The organism is Rahnella sp. RFA10(1/100) (assembly GCF_004195115.1).
GTDB classification, from domain to species: Bacteria; Pseudomonadota; Gammaproteobacteria; order Enterobacterales; family Enterobacteriaceae; genus Rahnella; species Rahnella perminowiae.
The window spans coordinates 34,158-49,588 of the sequence record NZ_SEWR01000011.1 but is presented as its reverse complement, the minus strand read 5'-3'; the positions used below and the strand labels follow the sequence as shown (position 1 = coordinate 49,588).

Here is a 15,431-nt window from a genome sequence, read left to right as displayed (position 1 = left end):
CAATTCACTATATTCTACTATCAGATAATAGAATGCCTAATTCAGAAGCCAAATACGCAGCATTCAGACCCCAAAGAATTCTTCTGGTGAAACTCCGTCATCATGGAGATATGGTGCTGACCACGCCGGTGATAAACAGGCTACGTGAGCATTATCCCGATGCTGAAATTGATGTGCTTCTGTATAAAGAAACCCGCCCTATTCTTAGTGAACACCCGGCCCTTTCCTATATCCATGTGATTGATAGAACATGGAAAAAACAAGGTGTCCGCTATCAGTTACAGCAAGAATATCAGCTACTCAAAGCGGTACGCGAACGACATTATGACCTGGTGATTAATCTGGCCGATCAGTGGCGTAGCGCGCTGATTTCCCGCTTCAGCGGTGCGAAAGTTCGTTTAGGATTCGACTATAAAAAACGACGTTCTGCTTTCTGGCGGGCAGGTCATACACAATTAGTGACCACCGAAAATCACAGCCTCCTGCATACTGTCGAACAGAATATGTCGATTTTGTCCCCTCTTGGCATCTCCACCGATAATGCGGTGACATCAATGCATTATTCAGAAAGTGACAAGTCTTTCTGTCAGCAATTACTTCTGAAAAACCAGGTAAGCGGCGAATATATTGTGATTCAGCCGACGTCACGCTGGACGTTCAAATGCTGGGATGATGACAAATTCGCCAATGTGATTGATGGACTCGCTGAAACCGGCCTGACGATTGTAATGACCTCCGGTCCGGATAAGAAAGAGCTGAATATGGTGCGCAAAATTCAGGATCTCACCCACAATCCGCAGGTTATCTCTGTTGCCGGGCAGCTATCACTGACACAGCTTGCGGCAATGATTGATGGTGCAAAACTCTTTATCGGGGTGGATTCTGCGCCGATGCATATGGCTGCCGCGCTTAATACACCTTGTGTGGCCTTATTTGGCCCGACGAAAATGCAGCACTGGCGTCCATGGGGCAATAACAATACCACTATCTGGGCCGGGGACTACGCGCCGCTGCCCGCACCCGATTCTATCGATACAAAAACTCAACAACGTTATCTGCATGCAATCCCTGTCAGCGATGTGATTGATGCCGCCAGGAGTTACCTGCATGACTAATGCTGCCAGTGAGAAAAACATTCGTTTAGCAATTGTCAGACAAAAATATCGCCCTGATGGCGGCGCAGAACGTTTTATCTCACGCGCTCTTGAAGCACTGGATGATCAAAATATTGATCTGAATATTATTACCCGCCAGTGGGAAGGCAAACCCAATCCGAAATGGAAAATTCACCTGTGCAATCCGGCAAAATATGGCCGAGTTTCACGTGAGAAAGGTTTTGCCGCTGCAGCACAACAATGTTGGGAACGGGAACAGTTCGACATTGTGCAAAGCCACGAGCGCATTCCAGGTTGCGATATTTTCCGCGCGGGCGATGGTGCACATCGTGTCTGGCTGGAACAAAGGGCGCGCGTTATTTCACCTCTCCAGCGTTTTCTCACACAAATCAGTTCATATCACCGGTATGTACTGCAGGCTGAGGAAGCCATGTTCCACTCTCCGGCGTTGAAAAAAATCATCTGTAATTCTGAGATGGTAAAACGCGATATCATCCGCTGTTACGGGGTGGAGGAAAGCCGTTTTGAGGTGATCTATAACGCCATTGATTCCCAAAAATTCGTACCGGCGACCCTTGCACAACGGCTTGCTTCACGTGAAATGCTTGCCATTCCTGCGCAGGCCGTGGCACTGATTTACGTAGGTTCTGGTTTTGAACGCAAAGGGTTGAAGCCCGCCATTGAAGCAATTGCTTCCGGCGATCGTTACCTGATTATTGTCGGACAAGATAAAGACCAGAAAAAATACGCATCGCTGGCTCAGCAAACAGGCTGCGCCGACCGGATCCGCTTTGTCGGGGTACAAAACAATGTTCTGCCTTATTACCACGCAGCCGATGGCATGATCCTGCCGACATTATATGACCCGTTCCCGAACGTTATTCTTGAAGCCATGGCCTGCGGATTGCCCGTCATCACCAGTGAAACTTGTGGGGGGGCAGAATTTATCAGGCAGGGGCGCGAGGGCTTTGTTTGCGATGCACTGGATGTGGCAAGCCTAAGCGAATATGTGAATAAAATTCCTTCCCGTCAGGAAAATGACGAGATGGGAAATGCGGCAAGAGAACGGATTTTACCTTACACTCCGAAAAACCTTTCACAGCAGTTAGTTACGCTTTATCACTCGTTACTGGTCTGAGGACGCAGGCGCTGACATGATGAGTCGATCACACTTATCTGATACCATGTGCCCATCTATCCGCCGGGACTATTTTCGCTTTATGAAATTAACTTTCCCTTATGCAACGCCTGATAAAAGATGAATATTTTTTATAATATAATCATATATTTAATTCAGCCATTGATTTGGATCCGTTTACTTTTGCGCAGCCGCAAGTCCCCGGCCTATCGTAAACGCTGGGCTGAACGTTATGGCTTCTGCAAGGGAAAGGTTGTCTCCGGTGGCATCATGCTGCATTCCGTTTCCGTCGGAGAGACGCTGGCCGCGATCCCTTTAGTCCGCGCATTGCGTCATCGTTATCCTTCCTTGCCGATTACCGTCACCACCATGACACCGACCGGCTCAGAGCGCGTTCAGTCCGCTTTTGGTAAGGGTGTGCACCACGTTTATCTGCCTTATGATCTGGCGGGTTCGGTAAATCGTTTCCTGGATGAGGTGAACCCAAAGCTTGTCATCATCATGGAAACCGAGCTTTGGCCGAACCTTATCAGCGCACTGCATCGTCGCCAGATTCCGCTGGTGATAGCCAATGCCCGCCTCTCTGACCGCTCGGCAAAGGGATATCAGAAGCTAGGCAAATTCATTCGTACCATTTTGCAACGCATCACCCTGATCGCGGCGCAGAATCAGGAAGATGGTGAACGCTTTCTGTCCTTAGGGTTAAAACGCAACCAGCTTGCGGTGACGGGTAGCCTGAAATTCGACATCTCGGTTACGCCGGAACTGGCAGCAAAAGCCATTGCACTGCGCAGCCAATGGGCGTCACGCCGTCAGGTGTGGATCGCCACCAGCACGCATGAAGGGGAAGAAACCTTGCTGCTGGAAGCGCACAAAGAATTACTGAAAGCACATCCGACCTTGCTGCTTATTTTGGTTCCACGCCATCCTGAACGTTTTCCAGTTGCTTGTGAGCTGACGCGCAAAGCCGGTCTTTCTTTTATCCAGCGTAGCTCAGGTGAAGTCCCTTCATCAGCCACCCAGGTGGTGATCGGCGATACGATGGGTGAATTAATGTTGCTGTATGGCATTGCTGATCTGGCTTTTGTCGGCGGCAGCCTGGTCGATCGCGGAGGCCATAATCCGCTGGAGGCGGCAGCCCATGCCATTCCGGTACTCATGGGGCCGCATACCTTCAATTTCAAAGATATCTGCGCCAAGCTGGCCCAGGACGACGGTCTGATCACAGTCACTGATACCGCATCACTGGTGAAAGAAATTTCTACACTGCTGACCGATGAAGATTATCGCTTGTATTACGGTCGCCACGCCGTTGAAGTTCTGCATCAAAATCAGGGAGCCTTACAGCGCCTGCTGCATTTACTGGAGCCTTATCTGCCTGTCCGGAGTCATTAATGACTGATAAAAAACGTTTATCCGTCGTACTGATTGCCCGTAATGAAGGGGATTTATTGCCGGCATGCCTTGAGTCAGTGACCTGGGCAGATGAAATAATTCTGCTCGATTCCGGCAGCAACGATGCGACACAGGATATTGCCCGCAGCTTCGGCGCCAAAGTATTCCTTAACACTGACTGGCCGGGGTTTGGCAAACAGCGACAGCTGGCGCAAAGCCATGCTACAGGCGACTATATTTTGATGATAGATGCCGACGAGCGTGTATCCTCTCCGTTGCGTCAGTCGATTGAAAATGTGCTGAATTGCCCGCAGGAAAATACCGTTTACAGCCTCGGACGAAGTAACCTGTTCCTCGGGAAATTCATGCGTCACAGTGGCTGGTATCCTGATCGTGTCAACCGTTTGTATCCTTCAACGTTCAGCTATAACGACGATCGGGTACATGAATCACTGAACACAGGGAATGCCACTGTCGTTCCGTTGCAAGGCGACCTGTTGCACCTCACCTGTCGCGACCTTTTCAGTTTCCAGCGAAAACAGCTCAGCTATGCGCAGGCATGGGCAGAGCAACGCCATCAGCAAGGCCGCCGTTGCAGCTTCTTCTCGATTATTTCCCATACGCTGGGCGCATTCGTCAAAACCTGGATCCTGCGGGCCGGTTTTCTGGACGGAAAGCAGGGGTTGATCCTGGCGGGCGTCAATGCACAATATACATTCAATAAATATGCCGCCCTGTGGGCGCTCAGCCACCAACTGCAAAAGTGAGCCGTTATGAGCACTAAGGCAATTTATCCCGGTACTTTCGACCCGATGACCAACGGGCATCTCGATATCGTCACCCGTGCGGCGCAGATGTTCGACCATGTCATTCTTGCAATTGCAGCCAGCCCAAGCAAAAAACCGATGTTCACGCTGGATGAACGCGTGGCGCTGGCAACTCAGGTCACATCCCATCTGGATAACGTTGATGTCATTGGTTTCAGCGATTTGATGGCAAATTTTGCCAGGGCTCAGGGCGCAAACGTGCTGGTACGCGGATTACGTGCGGTGTCTGATTTTGAATATGAGATGCAACTGGCGAACATGAACCGGCATTTGCTGCCCACGCTGGAAAGCGTGTTCATGATGCCGTCAAAAGAATGGTCATTTATTTCTTCATCTCTGGTCAAAGAAGTCGCCCGCCACGGTGGTGATATTGCGCCTTTCCTGCCGCAAATCATCACACAGGCACTGATGGAAAAAATCAGCGCCTGAATCAGGTATTAACGCTGGCAGCGCGGGCAGAAAAATGTGGTGCGCTGCGCCTGTTTCTTACTTTCAATGGGCATACCGCATGCCCGGCATGGCTCGCCCGCTCTTCCATATACCTGCAATTCCTGTGCGAAATATCCCGGTTTCCCATCCGACTGGAGAAAGTCCTTCAGCGTCGTCCCGCCTTGTTCAATAGAGCGCAACAATACCGCTTTGATGGTTCTGACCAGCAACTCTGCCTCATCACGTTTGAGTGAATGTGCAGGCCGGTCAGGGGAAATTCCCGCTACAAACAAAGATTCACTGGCATAGATATTTCCTACGCCAACCACGAGTTTATTATCCATCAGCCAGGGCTTAATGGGGGATTTCTTCGTGCGGGATTTCTCACACAAGTAATCCGCCGTGAAATCTTCGCTTAGCGGCTCCGGCCCCAGATGGGCTAAAACATTGCTGGCAGTCAGATCCGAAGACCATAACCAGGCACCAAAACGGCGCGGATCGGTATAACGCAGCACATGGCCGGTATCCATCACCAGATCAACGTGGTCATGTTTGCCTGCTTCGGTTTCTTCCGGCAATACCCGCAAACTCCCTGACATACCCAGATGAATAATGATCCACCCGGTTTGCAGCTCAACCAGCAGATATTTTGCCCGACGCTGCACACTCAGAACCGGCTGATCGGTTAATGCTAAGATTTCCGCCGAGACAGGCCAGCGCAGGCGCGGATTACGCACGATGGCATGCAGTATTGTGTGGCCTTTAAGATAGGGTTCAATCCCTCTGCGGCTGGTTTCAACCTCAGGTAATTCCGGCATAATTTTCCCTTGAGCAAAAATCGTGTTCAGAGTTTGTCGCAGACACTGACATCAGGCAAATAAAAGTCGCAATGAAAAGAAATCATGAAATTCAGGCAATAAAAAACCCGGCCGGAGCCGGGTTTTAGCAATCCACTAAAATTATTTAATTTTAGCTTCTTTGTAGATCACGTGTTGACGGACAACTGGATCGAATTTCTTCAGTTCCAATTTTTCCGGCTTAGTACGCTTGTTCTTCGTAGTGGTATAGAAGTGACCAGTACCAGCAGAAGAAACCAGCTTGATCTTCTCGCGAACACCTTTAGCCATGATGCAGTTCCTTAATACTTCTCACCGCGGGCACGCAGATCGGCCAAGACCGTCTCAATACCCTTCTTATCAATAACACGCATACCTTTAGCAGATACACGCAGAGTTACAAAGCGCTTCTCAGCCTCAACCCAAAAACGGTGGGAGTGCAGGTTCGGCAGAAAACGGCGTTTGGTCGCGTTCATTGCGTGGGAACGGTTGTTACCGCTCACCGGGCGCTTGCCAGTAACTTGGCAGACTCGGGACATGTCTATTCTCCAAAAATCAAATCAGCTCGAGCTTCGTATAGGGTATGGCCGCCTCGTCAGGCTTTTAGAGCCCATCTCAGCAAACTCCACTGAGAACCGACTCACTGTCGTCGGGTAAAAAACCAATTCATCAGGTCAGAAACCTGCTGAGATAGGCTCTTAACGCCAAACCCAAGATTCTCAAAGGTGGCGTAGTATACGCTCTGTAGCGTAAGTGCTCAAGTCCCGAACAGCTAAAGATCCCTAAGGATCTTCAAAAAACGACGCTAAATCCAGCCGCGTTCGGCAAAAGATACCGTTTCTCCGTGGCCTACAACCAAATGGTCAAGGACGCGAATTTCCAGCAGCTGGCACGCACGAATAATCTGTTCAGTCACTTTTCTATCCATCAGGCTGGGCTCAGCCCGACCAGATGGGTGATTATGCGCCAGAATTAGGGCTGCCGCATTAACCTTCATCGCACCACGAACAATTTCGCGGGGATACACTTCTACGTGCCCAATAGTACCAGCAAACATCTCCTCATGGCGAATAACGCGATGCTGGTTGTCGAGAAAAAGTACCAGAAACACCTCTCTTTCCCGAAAAACGAGTAAATTCTGCAAATATTCGCGGATGACTGCGGGGCTGAGCATCGCATTTTCAGCACTCAGATGGCGTAAGTAGGCGCGGCGGGATAATTCGGATACGGCTACCAGCTGTGAAAACTTGGCCACTCCCATTCCTTTTGTGCGTGCCATGGTGTCAAAATCGGCCTTCAGTAATTTAGGTAATGAACCAAATTCATCCAGCAGATTTTTTGCCAGCTCCATGACATGCAATCCCTTGCTTCCCGTGCGCAAATAGATCGCCAGCAACTCCTGATCCGTCAGCTCTTTCGCTCCCTGTTGCAATAATTTTTCGCGCGGTGGCATCTCTCCCGGCCACGGGTCTTGCTGTTTCGTCATCCTGACTCCTTTTCGCGGCGATTGTGGCACAACATTCTCCCCGTCGTGAGGTCCGGTGCGTCAGCTTGCGAGATGTTACGCAGAATTTTTATTCCTCAACTTTCGTAGTATCGCCAATAGCTGTCATCATTCCCCGTTATGCTAAAATGTCGCTTCTTTCAGCTTTCAACTAATCGGACAATGATGATGACGGGACTTTCCGGCAAACATATTGTGCTCGGTATCAGCGGTGGTATCGCTGCCTATAAAGCACCAGAACTGGTACGTCGCTTACGTGAAAGAGGCGCTGAAGTCCGCGTCGTCATGACAGAAGCGGCGAAATCTTTCGTGACACCGCTGAGCCTGCAGGCGGTTTCCGGCTATCCGGTTTCTGACGACCTGCTTGATCCGGCGGCCGAAGCGGCAATGGGACATATCGAGTTAGGGAAATGGGCAGATTTAGTCATTATTGCCCCCGCCACTGCGGATTTGCTGGCTCGCATGAATGCCGGCCTGGCAAATGATCTGCTGACAACGGTATGTCTGGCGACAGCGGCACCGGTCGCAGTACTGCCTGCGATGAACCAGCAAATGTATCGTGCGGCCGTCACACAAGAAAACCTGCAAAGCCTGGCAGCACGGGGCACATTGATGTGGGGTCCGGACAGCGGCAGTCAGGCCTGCGGTGATGTGGGGCCTGGACGTATGCTGGATCCGCTGGTGATTGTTGATATGGCGAATACGCATTTTTCTTCGCGCAACGATCTGGCGCACCTGAACATTATGGTGACCGCAGGCCCGACCCGCGAGCCTCTGGACCCTGTCCGCTTCATCAGCAATCACAGCTCCGGCAAAATGGGTTTTGCGATTGCCAGAGCCGCCGCTGAACGGGGTGCCAAAGTGACACTGATCGCCGGGCCGGTAACACAACCGACGCCCGCGAATGTCCGCCGTGTTGATGTGGAAAGTGCGCTGGAAATGCAACAAGCCGTGCAGCTTTCGGCGGCATCTCAGCATATTTTCATTTCCTGCGCGGCCGTGGCAGATTATCGCGCAGAGCATATTGCTGATGAGAAGATCAAAAAGCAAGGCGATGAAATCACGGTAAAAATGATTAAAAACCCTGATATCGTTGCCGGTGTTGCAGCGATGAAAGAGAACCGACCTTACGTCGTGGGGTTTGCCGCTGAAACCCAGAATGTGGAAGAATACGCGCGGCAAAAAAGGATCCGTAAGAATCTGGACCTGATTTGCGCCAACGATGTTTCACGTGCCGGGCAAGGTTTCAACAGCGATTCCAATGCTTTGCATCTTTTTTGGCAGGACGGGGATAAAATCTTACCGCTCAGCGATAAGTCCCTGCTTGGTCAACGATTATTAGAAGAGATTGTCAGCCGTTATGATGAAAAAAATCGACATTAAAATTCTCGACCCGCGCATCGGTTCGACTTTCCCTTTACCGGCTTACACGACACCCGGGTCTGCGGGTCTGGATTTGCGCGCCTGTCTGGATGCTTCAGTAGAGCTGAAACCGGGTGAAACCACACTGCTGCCAACCGGTCTGGCTATTCACATTGGTGATGCTAATCTGGCGGCGGTTATTTTACCTCGCTCCGGCCTGGGGCATAAACACGGTGTCGTTTTGGGTAACCTTGTCGGTCTTATAGACTCTGATTATCAGGGCCAGCTGATGGTGTCGGTGTGGAACCGCGGTCAGACAACATTTGTTATCGAACCAGGCGAGCGTATTGCTCAGATGGTGTTTGTGCCTGTCGTTCAGGCTGAATTCAATCTGGTGGAAGATTTTGACGCCAGTGAACGCGGCGAAGGTGGTTTTGGCCATTCAGGTCGCCAATAAGAACCTGTTCAGCACCGCTGATTTTGACGCGATATTGAACAGATCCTTATCACTATCAGACCGTAACAACACATAGGGAACGAAATAAGCCGCAGGATCGCAGTGATTCATGCGGCAGTTGTGCGGTTTCTCCATGATTTTAGCCGTTTTTTAGCAAGGGTCTATTCAGACATGGCAGAGAAAGAAACGACAAAAAGGAACAGGCGCGAAGAGATTTTGCAGGCCCTGGCGCAAATGCTTCAGTCCAGCGATGGCAGCCAGAGGATCACGACTGCAAAACTCGCCGCCAGTGTAGGTGTTTCAGAAGCAGCGCTTTACCGTCATTTTCCCAGTAAAACACGCATGTTTGACAGCTTAATCGAGTTTATCGAAGACAGTCTGATCACCCGTATCAACCTCATTCTGCAGGATGAGAAAGATACATTAAACAGAATACGTCTGATTTTGCTGCTGATTTTGGGCTTCGCCGAACGTAATCCGGGACTGACCCGAATTATGACCGGTCATGCCCTGATGTTTGAACAAGATCGCCTGCAAGGCCGCATCAATCAGCTTTTTGAGCGAATTGAAGCGCAACTGCGTCAGGTGCTTCGGGAAAAGAAAATGCGTGAAGGCAGCGGATTCATCAGCGATGAAACTCTGCTCGCCAGCCAGTTACTGGCATTTTGCGAAGGGATGCTGTCGCGTTTTGTACGCTCTGAGTTTAAGTACAAACCGACGCAGGATTTCGATACCCGCTGGCCACTGATCTCTGCTCAGTTGCAATAAAACCTGCCCGGCAGAGGCAAACATCAATATCAAAAAGGGCCGAAAGGCCCTTTTGTTTTACTCATAGGATAGTGACTACATTAAACGCCATATTCCTGCTGGTAAGCCCGGACAGCCGCCAGATGATCAGCCATTTCCGCTTTCTCTTCCAGGTACTCAATCAGGTCAGCCAGCGTAATAATTGAAATTACTTTGCAATGGTAATCACGCTCAACTTCCTGAATAGCAGAGATATCCGCACGTCCGCGTTCCTGACGATCAAGAGAAATCAATACGCCTGCCAGAGTGGCTTTGTTCGCACTGATGATTTCCATTGATTCACGGATAGCGGTACCGGCAGTAATCACATCGTCGACCAGCATGACACGGCCCTGTAACGGGCTGCCGACCAGCAAGCCACCTTCACCATGATCTTTGGCTTCTTTGCGGTTAAAGCAATATGGCACATCGCGCTCATGATGCTCAGCCAGAGCAACGGCAGTGGTCGTCGCGATGGGAATACCTTTATAAGCCGGACCAAACACTAAATCGAAATCAATATTGGAATCCATCAATGCTTCGGCATAAAAACGTCCCAGTAACGCCAGATCACGGCCAGTATTAAATAAACCGGCATTGAAGAAGTAAGGACTGATGCGCCCGGACTTCAGGGTAAATTCGCCGAATTTCAAAACCTGTTTGTTCAGTGCGAACTCAATAAACTGGCGCTGATAGGCTTTCATTGATGGTCTCCTCGATAACGTCTTGTTTCTCATTGTCAGCCCGCAGGCCATAAAAAAGGCGACTTCTCAGTCGCCTTAAAAAATTATTCCGCCAGCGCCGCTTTCTGCGCCTGGAAGATAGTGTCGATGCCCTCTCGTGCAAGAGCAAGTAAGCCGAGTAACTCTTCGTGGCTGAACGGCTCACCTTCTGCGGTGCCCTGCACCTCAATCATGCGGCCATCTTCCATCATCACGACATTCATATCGGTTTCTGCCGCTGAGTCTTCAACATATTCGAGATCACACAGTGCTTCGCCTTTCACGATACCGACAGAAACTGCAGCAACCATACCCTTCATCGGGTTCGCTTTCAGTTTACCGGCAGCTACCAGCGCATTCAGCGCATCGGCCAGCGCAACAAAAGCACCGGAAATGGACGCAGTGCGCGTGCCACCATCCGCCTGTAACACATCACAATCGAGCGTAATGGTGAATTCACCCAGCTTTTTCAGATCGACAGCTGCGCGCAGGGAACGGGCAATCAAACGCTGGATTTCCAGAGTACGGCCGCCCTGCTTGCCTTTTGCGGCTTCACGGGCATTACGGGTGTGGGTAGAACGTGGCAACATGCCATACTCTGCGGTGATCCAACCTTGTCCCTGACCTTTCAGAAAACGCGGAACACCTTCCTCCACCGTCGCGGTACACAGCACTTTGGTATCACCAAACTCCACCAGCACGGAACCTTCAGCGTGTTTAGTGTAATGGCGGGTCAGTGTTACGGGGCGCACTTGTTGTGCATTTCGGCCTGCTGGACGCATGGATACTTCTCCGGGTCGCGAATCATGTTTGGCTGCGCATTATACGGACTTCGCGAGGTAATGCCTATCATGACCCGCTCGCGGGGGCTATAATCGCTTCATCTTTACATTAACAGGTACGCATACATGATCCGTAGTATGACCGCTTATGCCCGACGCGAAATTAAGGGTGACTGGGGCAGCGCAGCGTGGGAACTCCGCTCCGTAAACCAACGTTATCTCGAAACCTACATCCGTCTGCCCGAGCAATTCCGCAGCCTGGAGCCGGTTGTCCGTGAGCGTATTCGCGCCCGGCTGACCCGTGGTAAAGTCGAATGTAATTTGCGTTTTGATCTCGACCCTGGCGCACAAAGCACGTTACAGCTTAATGAAAAGCTGGCGAAACAGCTGGTTGAAGCGGCGCAATGGGTGAAAATGCAAAGTGATGAAGGCGAAATTAATCCGCTGGAAGTCCTGCGCTGGCCGGGCGTTATGCTGGCCGAAGAACAGGATCTGGACGCCATCAGCACCGAACTGCTGCTGGCGCTGGAAACCGCACTGGACGATTTCATCAGCGCGCGCGAAAGCGAAGGTGCAGCACTGAAAACGATGATCGAACAGCGTCTCGACGGCGTGAGCGCAGAAGTGGTGAAAGTCCGCGCCCAGATGCCAAATATTCTGCAATGGCAGCGCGAGCGTCTGGTCAGTAAACTGGAAGATGCACAGGTCCAGCTGGAAAATACCCGTCTGGAACAGGAACTGGTTCTGATGGCACAGCGTATCGATGTGGCTGAAGAGCTGGACCGGCTGGAAGCGCACGTCAAAGAAACACACAAAATCATGAAGAAAGAAGAAGCCGTGGGCCGCCGTCTTGATTTCATGATGCAGGAATTTAACCGCGAATCAAACACGCTGGCGTCTAAATCCATCAATGCCGATGTCACAACGTCAGCTATCGAGCTGAAAGTGTTGATCGAACAAATGCGCGAGCAGATTCAGAATATCGAGTAAATCCTCTGCCCTGCTTAATAAAAAACGCCTCAGGTCATTAAAGTCCGAGGCGTTTTTTTATGCGTCAGCGAAAAAGGAAATTAGTCTTCCCAGCGTTTCAGCAATACGCAGGCGTTCACGCCACCGAAACCGAAGCCGTTTGACAGCGCGTACGTAATATCATGTTTCTGCGCGATATTACCTACAATATTCAACCCCGCAGCCGCTTCGTCTTTGTTTTCCAGATTCAGCGTCGGAGGAACAATTTGGTCGCGTACGGCCAGAATGGTGAAAATGGTTTCCAGCCCGCCAGCCGCTCCCAACAGATGTCCGGTTGCAGATTTGGTAGACGTGACAGCCAGTTTACCGTCAGTGCCGAACAGGGTTTTAATCGCATTGATTTCACCCAGATCGCCCACCGGCGTAGAAGTTGCGTGAGCATTCAGATGCTGCACGTCTGAAGGCTGAATACCTGCCTGGCGCAGCGCGATTTTCATCGCGCGGCCCGCACCGTTGCCATCTTCCGCACCGGACGTCATGTGGTAGGCGTCACCGCTGGTACCGTAACCGACAATCTCAGCCAGAATTCTGGCGCCACGTGCTTTCGCATGCTCCAGTTCTTCAATCACCAGCATGCCCGCGCCTTCGCCCATAACAAAACCATCACGTGCGCTGTCGAACGGACGGGAAGCTTTTTCCGGATGATCTTCATGCCCGGTAGACATGGCTTTCGCCGCCGCAAAACCCCCCAGGCTCACAGTATCGATAGCCGCTTCCGCGCCGCCACACAGTGCAACATCGGCTTCGTCATTGCGAATCAAACGCACCGCATCACCAATCGCCTGAACACCTGCCGCGCAAGCCGTTACCGGCGCGCCAATCGGGCCTTTAAACTGATGTTTAATGGAAACCTGACCAGACGCCAGATTCACCAGGAACGACGGTATCGTGAAAGGCGACAAACGCTTAGCGCCACGGCTGTCGTTGGTACGCACGGCATGGGCAATCGCCGGGAAGCCACCGATACCCGAACCGATAACGGTTGCTGTACGTTCCTGTTGTTCCGGTGTTTCGGCTTTCCAGCCCGCGTCAGCAACGGCCATATCGGCAGCAGCCATCGCAAACAGGATGAAACGGTCCATTTTTTTCTGGTCTTTTGGTACCACGAACTGATCCGGATCGAAACCAGACTCAGGATCCTGTTCTTTAGTTTGTACCTGACCACCAATTTTCACGGTCAGTGTTTCTACAATTTCTTCCGGCAAAACACGGATACCAGACTGACCGGCCAGCAGACGCTTCCAGATAGTTTCGATATCACAGCCCAGAGGACTCACAGCCCCCATGCCGGTAATAACCACTCGACGATGAGTCATAAACATTCCTCTCTGTCTGTATAAGACGTAAGTTTCCGCAGGCGATATATGAACCGGCCAGAAACGGGTTTCTTGATAATAACGGCTGACAGTATGTGACGAATTACGTTTTTGTAAACCCGTAACCCAAAATTTTGTTGCGTCTACTTTGCCAGACTTCGCAGGACCAGGCTGGTGATCGCCTGAACACGCTCTTCCAATTGTTCAGGTGTTTTTTGTTCCAGCAATAACGGATGCGAAAATGGCGTTGTCACCGTGGTGATCGCCATACAAACCTCATCCAGTGGCGTTTTACGCTCAAACTCACCGGACTCCCGGCCATCGGTAACCACTTTTTCAACAATGCTGTAAATCATAGCACGATGATTTAATGTCGATTTCCATTGCTGAGCCGACGCTGTTGCAGCCAGATCATGCAATTTCCTGTCCTGGAAGAAGAGATCCAGACTACGCGTCAGCAGCGTTTTAAAAATAGATCTCAGGCGCAGGGTCGCACTTTGGTTACTTTGCGCAATGACCATGAGTGCCTCATCTATCTGACCCACCCGCTGCGAGCAAATAGCTTCGCCAATAGCCTGTTTCGATTCAAAAAATTTATAAATGTAAGCGCTTGAAACACCGATGGATTTGGCAAGATCAGCCACTGATGTTTTGGCATAACCATAAAGACGAAAGAGCTCAAAGGCCGCATTTATAATTTGTTCACGACGTTCATGCTCGGCAGGTCCACGCTGTGTTAACGCAACCGGAATATCGGGCTTCATAAACTCCTCCGGAGCAGATTTAACAATTAAGCAATGCGTCAATGAGTGACGATTTTAATTAATCGTAACCTATAAAAGGAGAAAATTCACTGCTGAGAAGAAATCGGGGGCATGGATAAATGTTAAAGCAGGGTCAAAACAGGCAAGCAACCCCTGTTTTTCTAATCTAAAATAACCCGGCATTCTTCTTTATCCTTTTACTCTGGCGGATTGAAAGGCCATTCACATTAGATTTAATAATCCTAAAACCAATGCAAAAGAAAAATTCAGTCGAGCATCAATGAGGAACTCATTACTCTACGCGGCTACTGTTTTCCCATTTACTGATTTGTCTGGCGAACATCCATGTTACTCACCGTTCTTTATATTATTGGGATCACCGCAGAAGCCATGACCGGTGCCCTGGCTGCCGGACGTCGGAAAATGGACTCCTTTGGTGTCATTATTATTGCGGCAGCGACGGCCATTGGTGGCGGCTCTGTCCGCGACATGCTGTTAGGCCATTATCCATTGGGATGGGTGAAGCATCCGGAGTACATCGTGATTGTGGCTGTTGCAGCGCTCATGACCACCTGGCTGGCTCCTCTCATGCAACATCTGAGAAAGCTTTTTTTAGTGCTTGATGCCCTGGGGCTGGTGGTATTTTCCATTATCGGGACACAGGTGGCCCTCGATATGGGACATGGCGCTATCATTGCTTCCGTTTGTGCAGTCATTACCGGTGTTTTTGGCGGTGTGCTGCGGGACATGATGTGCAATCAGATCCCGCTGGTGTTTCAGAAAGAAATTTATGCCGGCGTGTCGTTTGCTTCCGCCTGGGTTTATATCGGGCTGCAATATTTCTCATTGCCCCACAATCTGGTCGTTATCATTACACTGCTGATCGGCTTTACCGCACGTCTTATCGCCCTGCGTTTTCGCCTTGGATTGCCTGTCTTTAATTACCCGCATTCGGACCATTAATGCGCC

Annotated in this window: 18 protein-coding genes; 10 read left to right on the top strand and 8 right to left on the bottom strand. The window is 50.6% G+C overall.

Annotation, left to right across the window (positions count from 1 at the left end; translation table 11 throughout):
• Nucleotides 1-32 precede the first annotated feature (32 nt).
• The 5 genes from rfaQ to coaD all read left to right on the top strand — a co-directional run bounded on the left by rfaQ (nt 33) and on the right by coaD (nt 4,904).
• Nucleotides 33-1,115, top strand: a complete 1,083-nt coding sequence (gene rfaQ / locus ETV65_RS22570; RefSeq protein WP_129955275.1) for a putative lipopolysaccharide heptosyltransferase III — start codon at nt 33-35, stop codon at nt 1,113-1,115.
• A complete protein-coding gene (locus tag ETV65_RS22565; protein WP_129955274.1) occupies nt 1,108-2,253 on the top strand; it encodes a glycosyltransferase family 4 protein in 1,146 nt (381 codons plus the stop codon). The genes rfaQ and ETV65_RS22565 overlap by 8 nt, the downstream gene beginning before the upstream one ends.
• Before the next feature lie 120 nt (nt 2,254-2,373).
• Nucleotides 2,374-3,648 (top strand): lipid IV(A) 3-deoxy-D-manno-octulosonic acid transferase, encoded by a 1,275-nt coding sequence (gene waaA / locus ETV65_RS22560; protein WP_129955273.1) that lies wholly within the window; start codon nt 2,374-2,376, stop codon nt 3,646-3,648.
• Nucleotides 3,648-4,415, top strand: a complete 768-nt coding sequence (locus ETV65_RS22555; RefSeq protein ID WP_129955272.1) for a glycosyltransferase family 2 protein — start codon at nt 3,648-3,650, stop codon at nt 4,413-4,415. The genes waaA and ETV65_RS22555 overlap by 1 nt, the downstream gene beginning before the upstream one ends.
• Nucleotides 4,416-4,421: 6 nt before the next feature.
• On the top strand, nt 4,422-4,904 hold the full coding sequence (coaD, locus tag ETV65_RS22550) for a pantetheine-phosphate adenylyltransferase (protein ID WP_129955271.1): 483 nt from the start codon (nt 4,422-4,424) through the stop codon (nt 4,902-4,904).
• Nucleotides 4,905-4,912: 8 nt separating this feature from the next.
• Here the strand turns inward: coaD and mutM are convergent, their stop codons facing one another.
• From mutM to radC, 4 genes are all read right to left on the bottom strand, one after another.
• A complete protein-coding gene (gene mutM, locus ETV65_RS22545) occupies nt 4,913-5,722 on the bottom strand; it encodes a bifunctional DNA-formamidopyrimidine glycosylase/DNA-(apurinic or apyrimidinic site) lyase (RefSeq protein ID WP_129955270.1) in 810 nt (269 codons plus the stop codon).
• A 141-nt stretch (nt 5,723-5,863) separates the two neighbouring features.
• Nucleotides 5,864-6,031 carry a 50S ribosomal protein L33 gene (rpmG, locus tag ETV65_RS22540; protein ID WP_004392084.1) on the bottom strand — a complete coding sequence of 56 codons (168 nt, stop codon included), beginning with the start codon at nt 6,029-6,031 and terminating at the stop codon, nt 5,864-5,866.
• Between the two features lie 11 nt (nt 6,032-6,042).
• The gene (gene rpmB, locus ETV65_RS22535) at nt 6,043-6,279 is read right to left on the bottom strand and encodes a 50S ribosomal protein L28 (RefSeq protein WP_004931195.1); all 237 of its coding nucleotides are present in this window, start codon (nt 6,277-6,279) and stop codon (nt 6,043-6,045) included.
• Between the two features lie 266 nt (nt 6,280-6,545).
• Entirely contained in the window at nt 6,546-7,226 is a 681-nt protein-coding gene (radC, locus tag ETV65_RS22530; RefSeq protein WP_129955269.1) for a DNA repair protein RadC, read from the bottom strand.
• Between the two features lie 183 nt (nt 7,227-7,409).
• Between radC and coaBC the strand changes: the two genes are divergently transcribed.
• From coaBC to slmA, 3 genes are all read left to right on the top strand, one after another.
• Nucleotides 7,410-8,627 (top strand): bifunctional phosphopantothenoylcysteine decarboxylase/phosphopantothenate--cysteine ligase CoaBC, encoded by a 1,218-nt coding sequence (gene coaBC, locus ETV65_RS22525; RefSeq protein WP_205951624.1) that lies wholly within the window; start codon nt 7,410-7,412, stop codon nt 8,625-8,627.
• On the top strand, nt 8,605-9,063 hold the full coding sequence (gene dut / locus ETV65_RS22520; protein WP_165383769.1) for a dUTP diphosphatase: 459 nt from the start codon (nt 8,605-8,607) through the stop codon (nt 9,061-9,063). Before coaBC ends, dut begins: the two co-directional genes overlap by 23 nt.
• A 171-nt stretch (nt 9,064-9,234) precedes the next feature.
• A complete protein-coding gene (gene slmA, locus ETV65_RS22515; protein ID WP_013577628.1) occupies nt 9,235-9,831 on the top strand; it encodes a nucleoid occlusion factor SlmA in 597 nt (198 codons plus the stop codon).
• A gap of 80 nt (nt 9,832-9,911) precedes the next feature.
• Here the strand turns inward: slmA and pyrE are convergent, their stop codons facing one another.
• Nucleotides 9,912-10,553 (bottom strand): orotate phosphoribosyltransferase, encoded by a 642-nt coding sequence (gene pyrE, locus ETV65_RS22510; RefSeq protein WP_129955268.1) that lies wholly within the window; start codon nt 10,551-10,553, stop codon nt 9,912-9,914.
• 83 nt (nt 10,554-10,636) lie between these two features.
• Nucleotides 10,637-11,353, bottom strand: a complete 717-nt coding sequence (rph, locus tag ETV65_RS22505) for a ribonuclease PH (RefSeq protein WP_129955267.1) — start codon at nt 11,351-11,353, stop codon at nt 10,637-10,639.
• Nucleotides 11,354-11,479: 126 nt separating this feature from the next.
• Here rph and ETV65_RS22500 point away from each other — a divergent pair, with 126 nt between their 5' ends.
• Nucleotides 11,480-12,343, top strand: a complete 864-nt coding sequence (locus ETV65_RS22500) for a YicC/YloC family endoribonuclease (protein WP_015699232.1) — start codon at nt 11,480-11,482, stop codon at nt 12,341-12,343.
• An 80-nt stretch (nt 12,344-12,423) separates the two neighbouring features.
• On the opposite strand, the gene fabF is transcribed toward ETV65_RS22500, so the two are convergent.
• Entirely contained in the window at nt 12,424-13,698 is a 1,275-nt protein-coding gene (gene fabF, locus ETV65_RS22495) for a beta-ketoacyl-ACP synthase II (protein ID WP_129955266.1), read from the bottom strand.
• A 143-nt stretch (nt 13,699-13,841) separates the two neighbouring features.
• Nucleotides 13,842-14,462 carry a TetR/AcrR family transcriptional regulator gene (locus tag ETV65_RS22490; RefSeq protein WP_129955265.1) on the bottom strand — a complete coding sequence of 207 codons (621 nt, stop codon included), beginning with the start codon at nt 14,460-14,462 and terminating at the stop codon, nt 13,842-13,844.
• Between the two features lie 345 nt (nt 14,463-14,807).
• Here ETV65_RS22490 and ETV65_RS22485 point away from each other — a divergent pair, with 345 nt between their 5' ends.
• Complete coding sequence (locus tag ETV65_RS22485; RefSeq protein WP_129955264.1) at nt 14,808-15,425, top strand: trimeric intracellular cation channel family protein; 618 nt, start codon at nt 14,808-14,810, stop codon at nt 15,423-15,425.
• Nucleotides 15,426-15,431 lie beyond the last annotated feature (6 nt).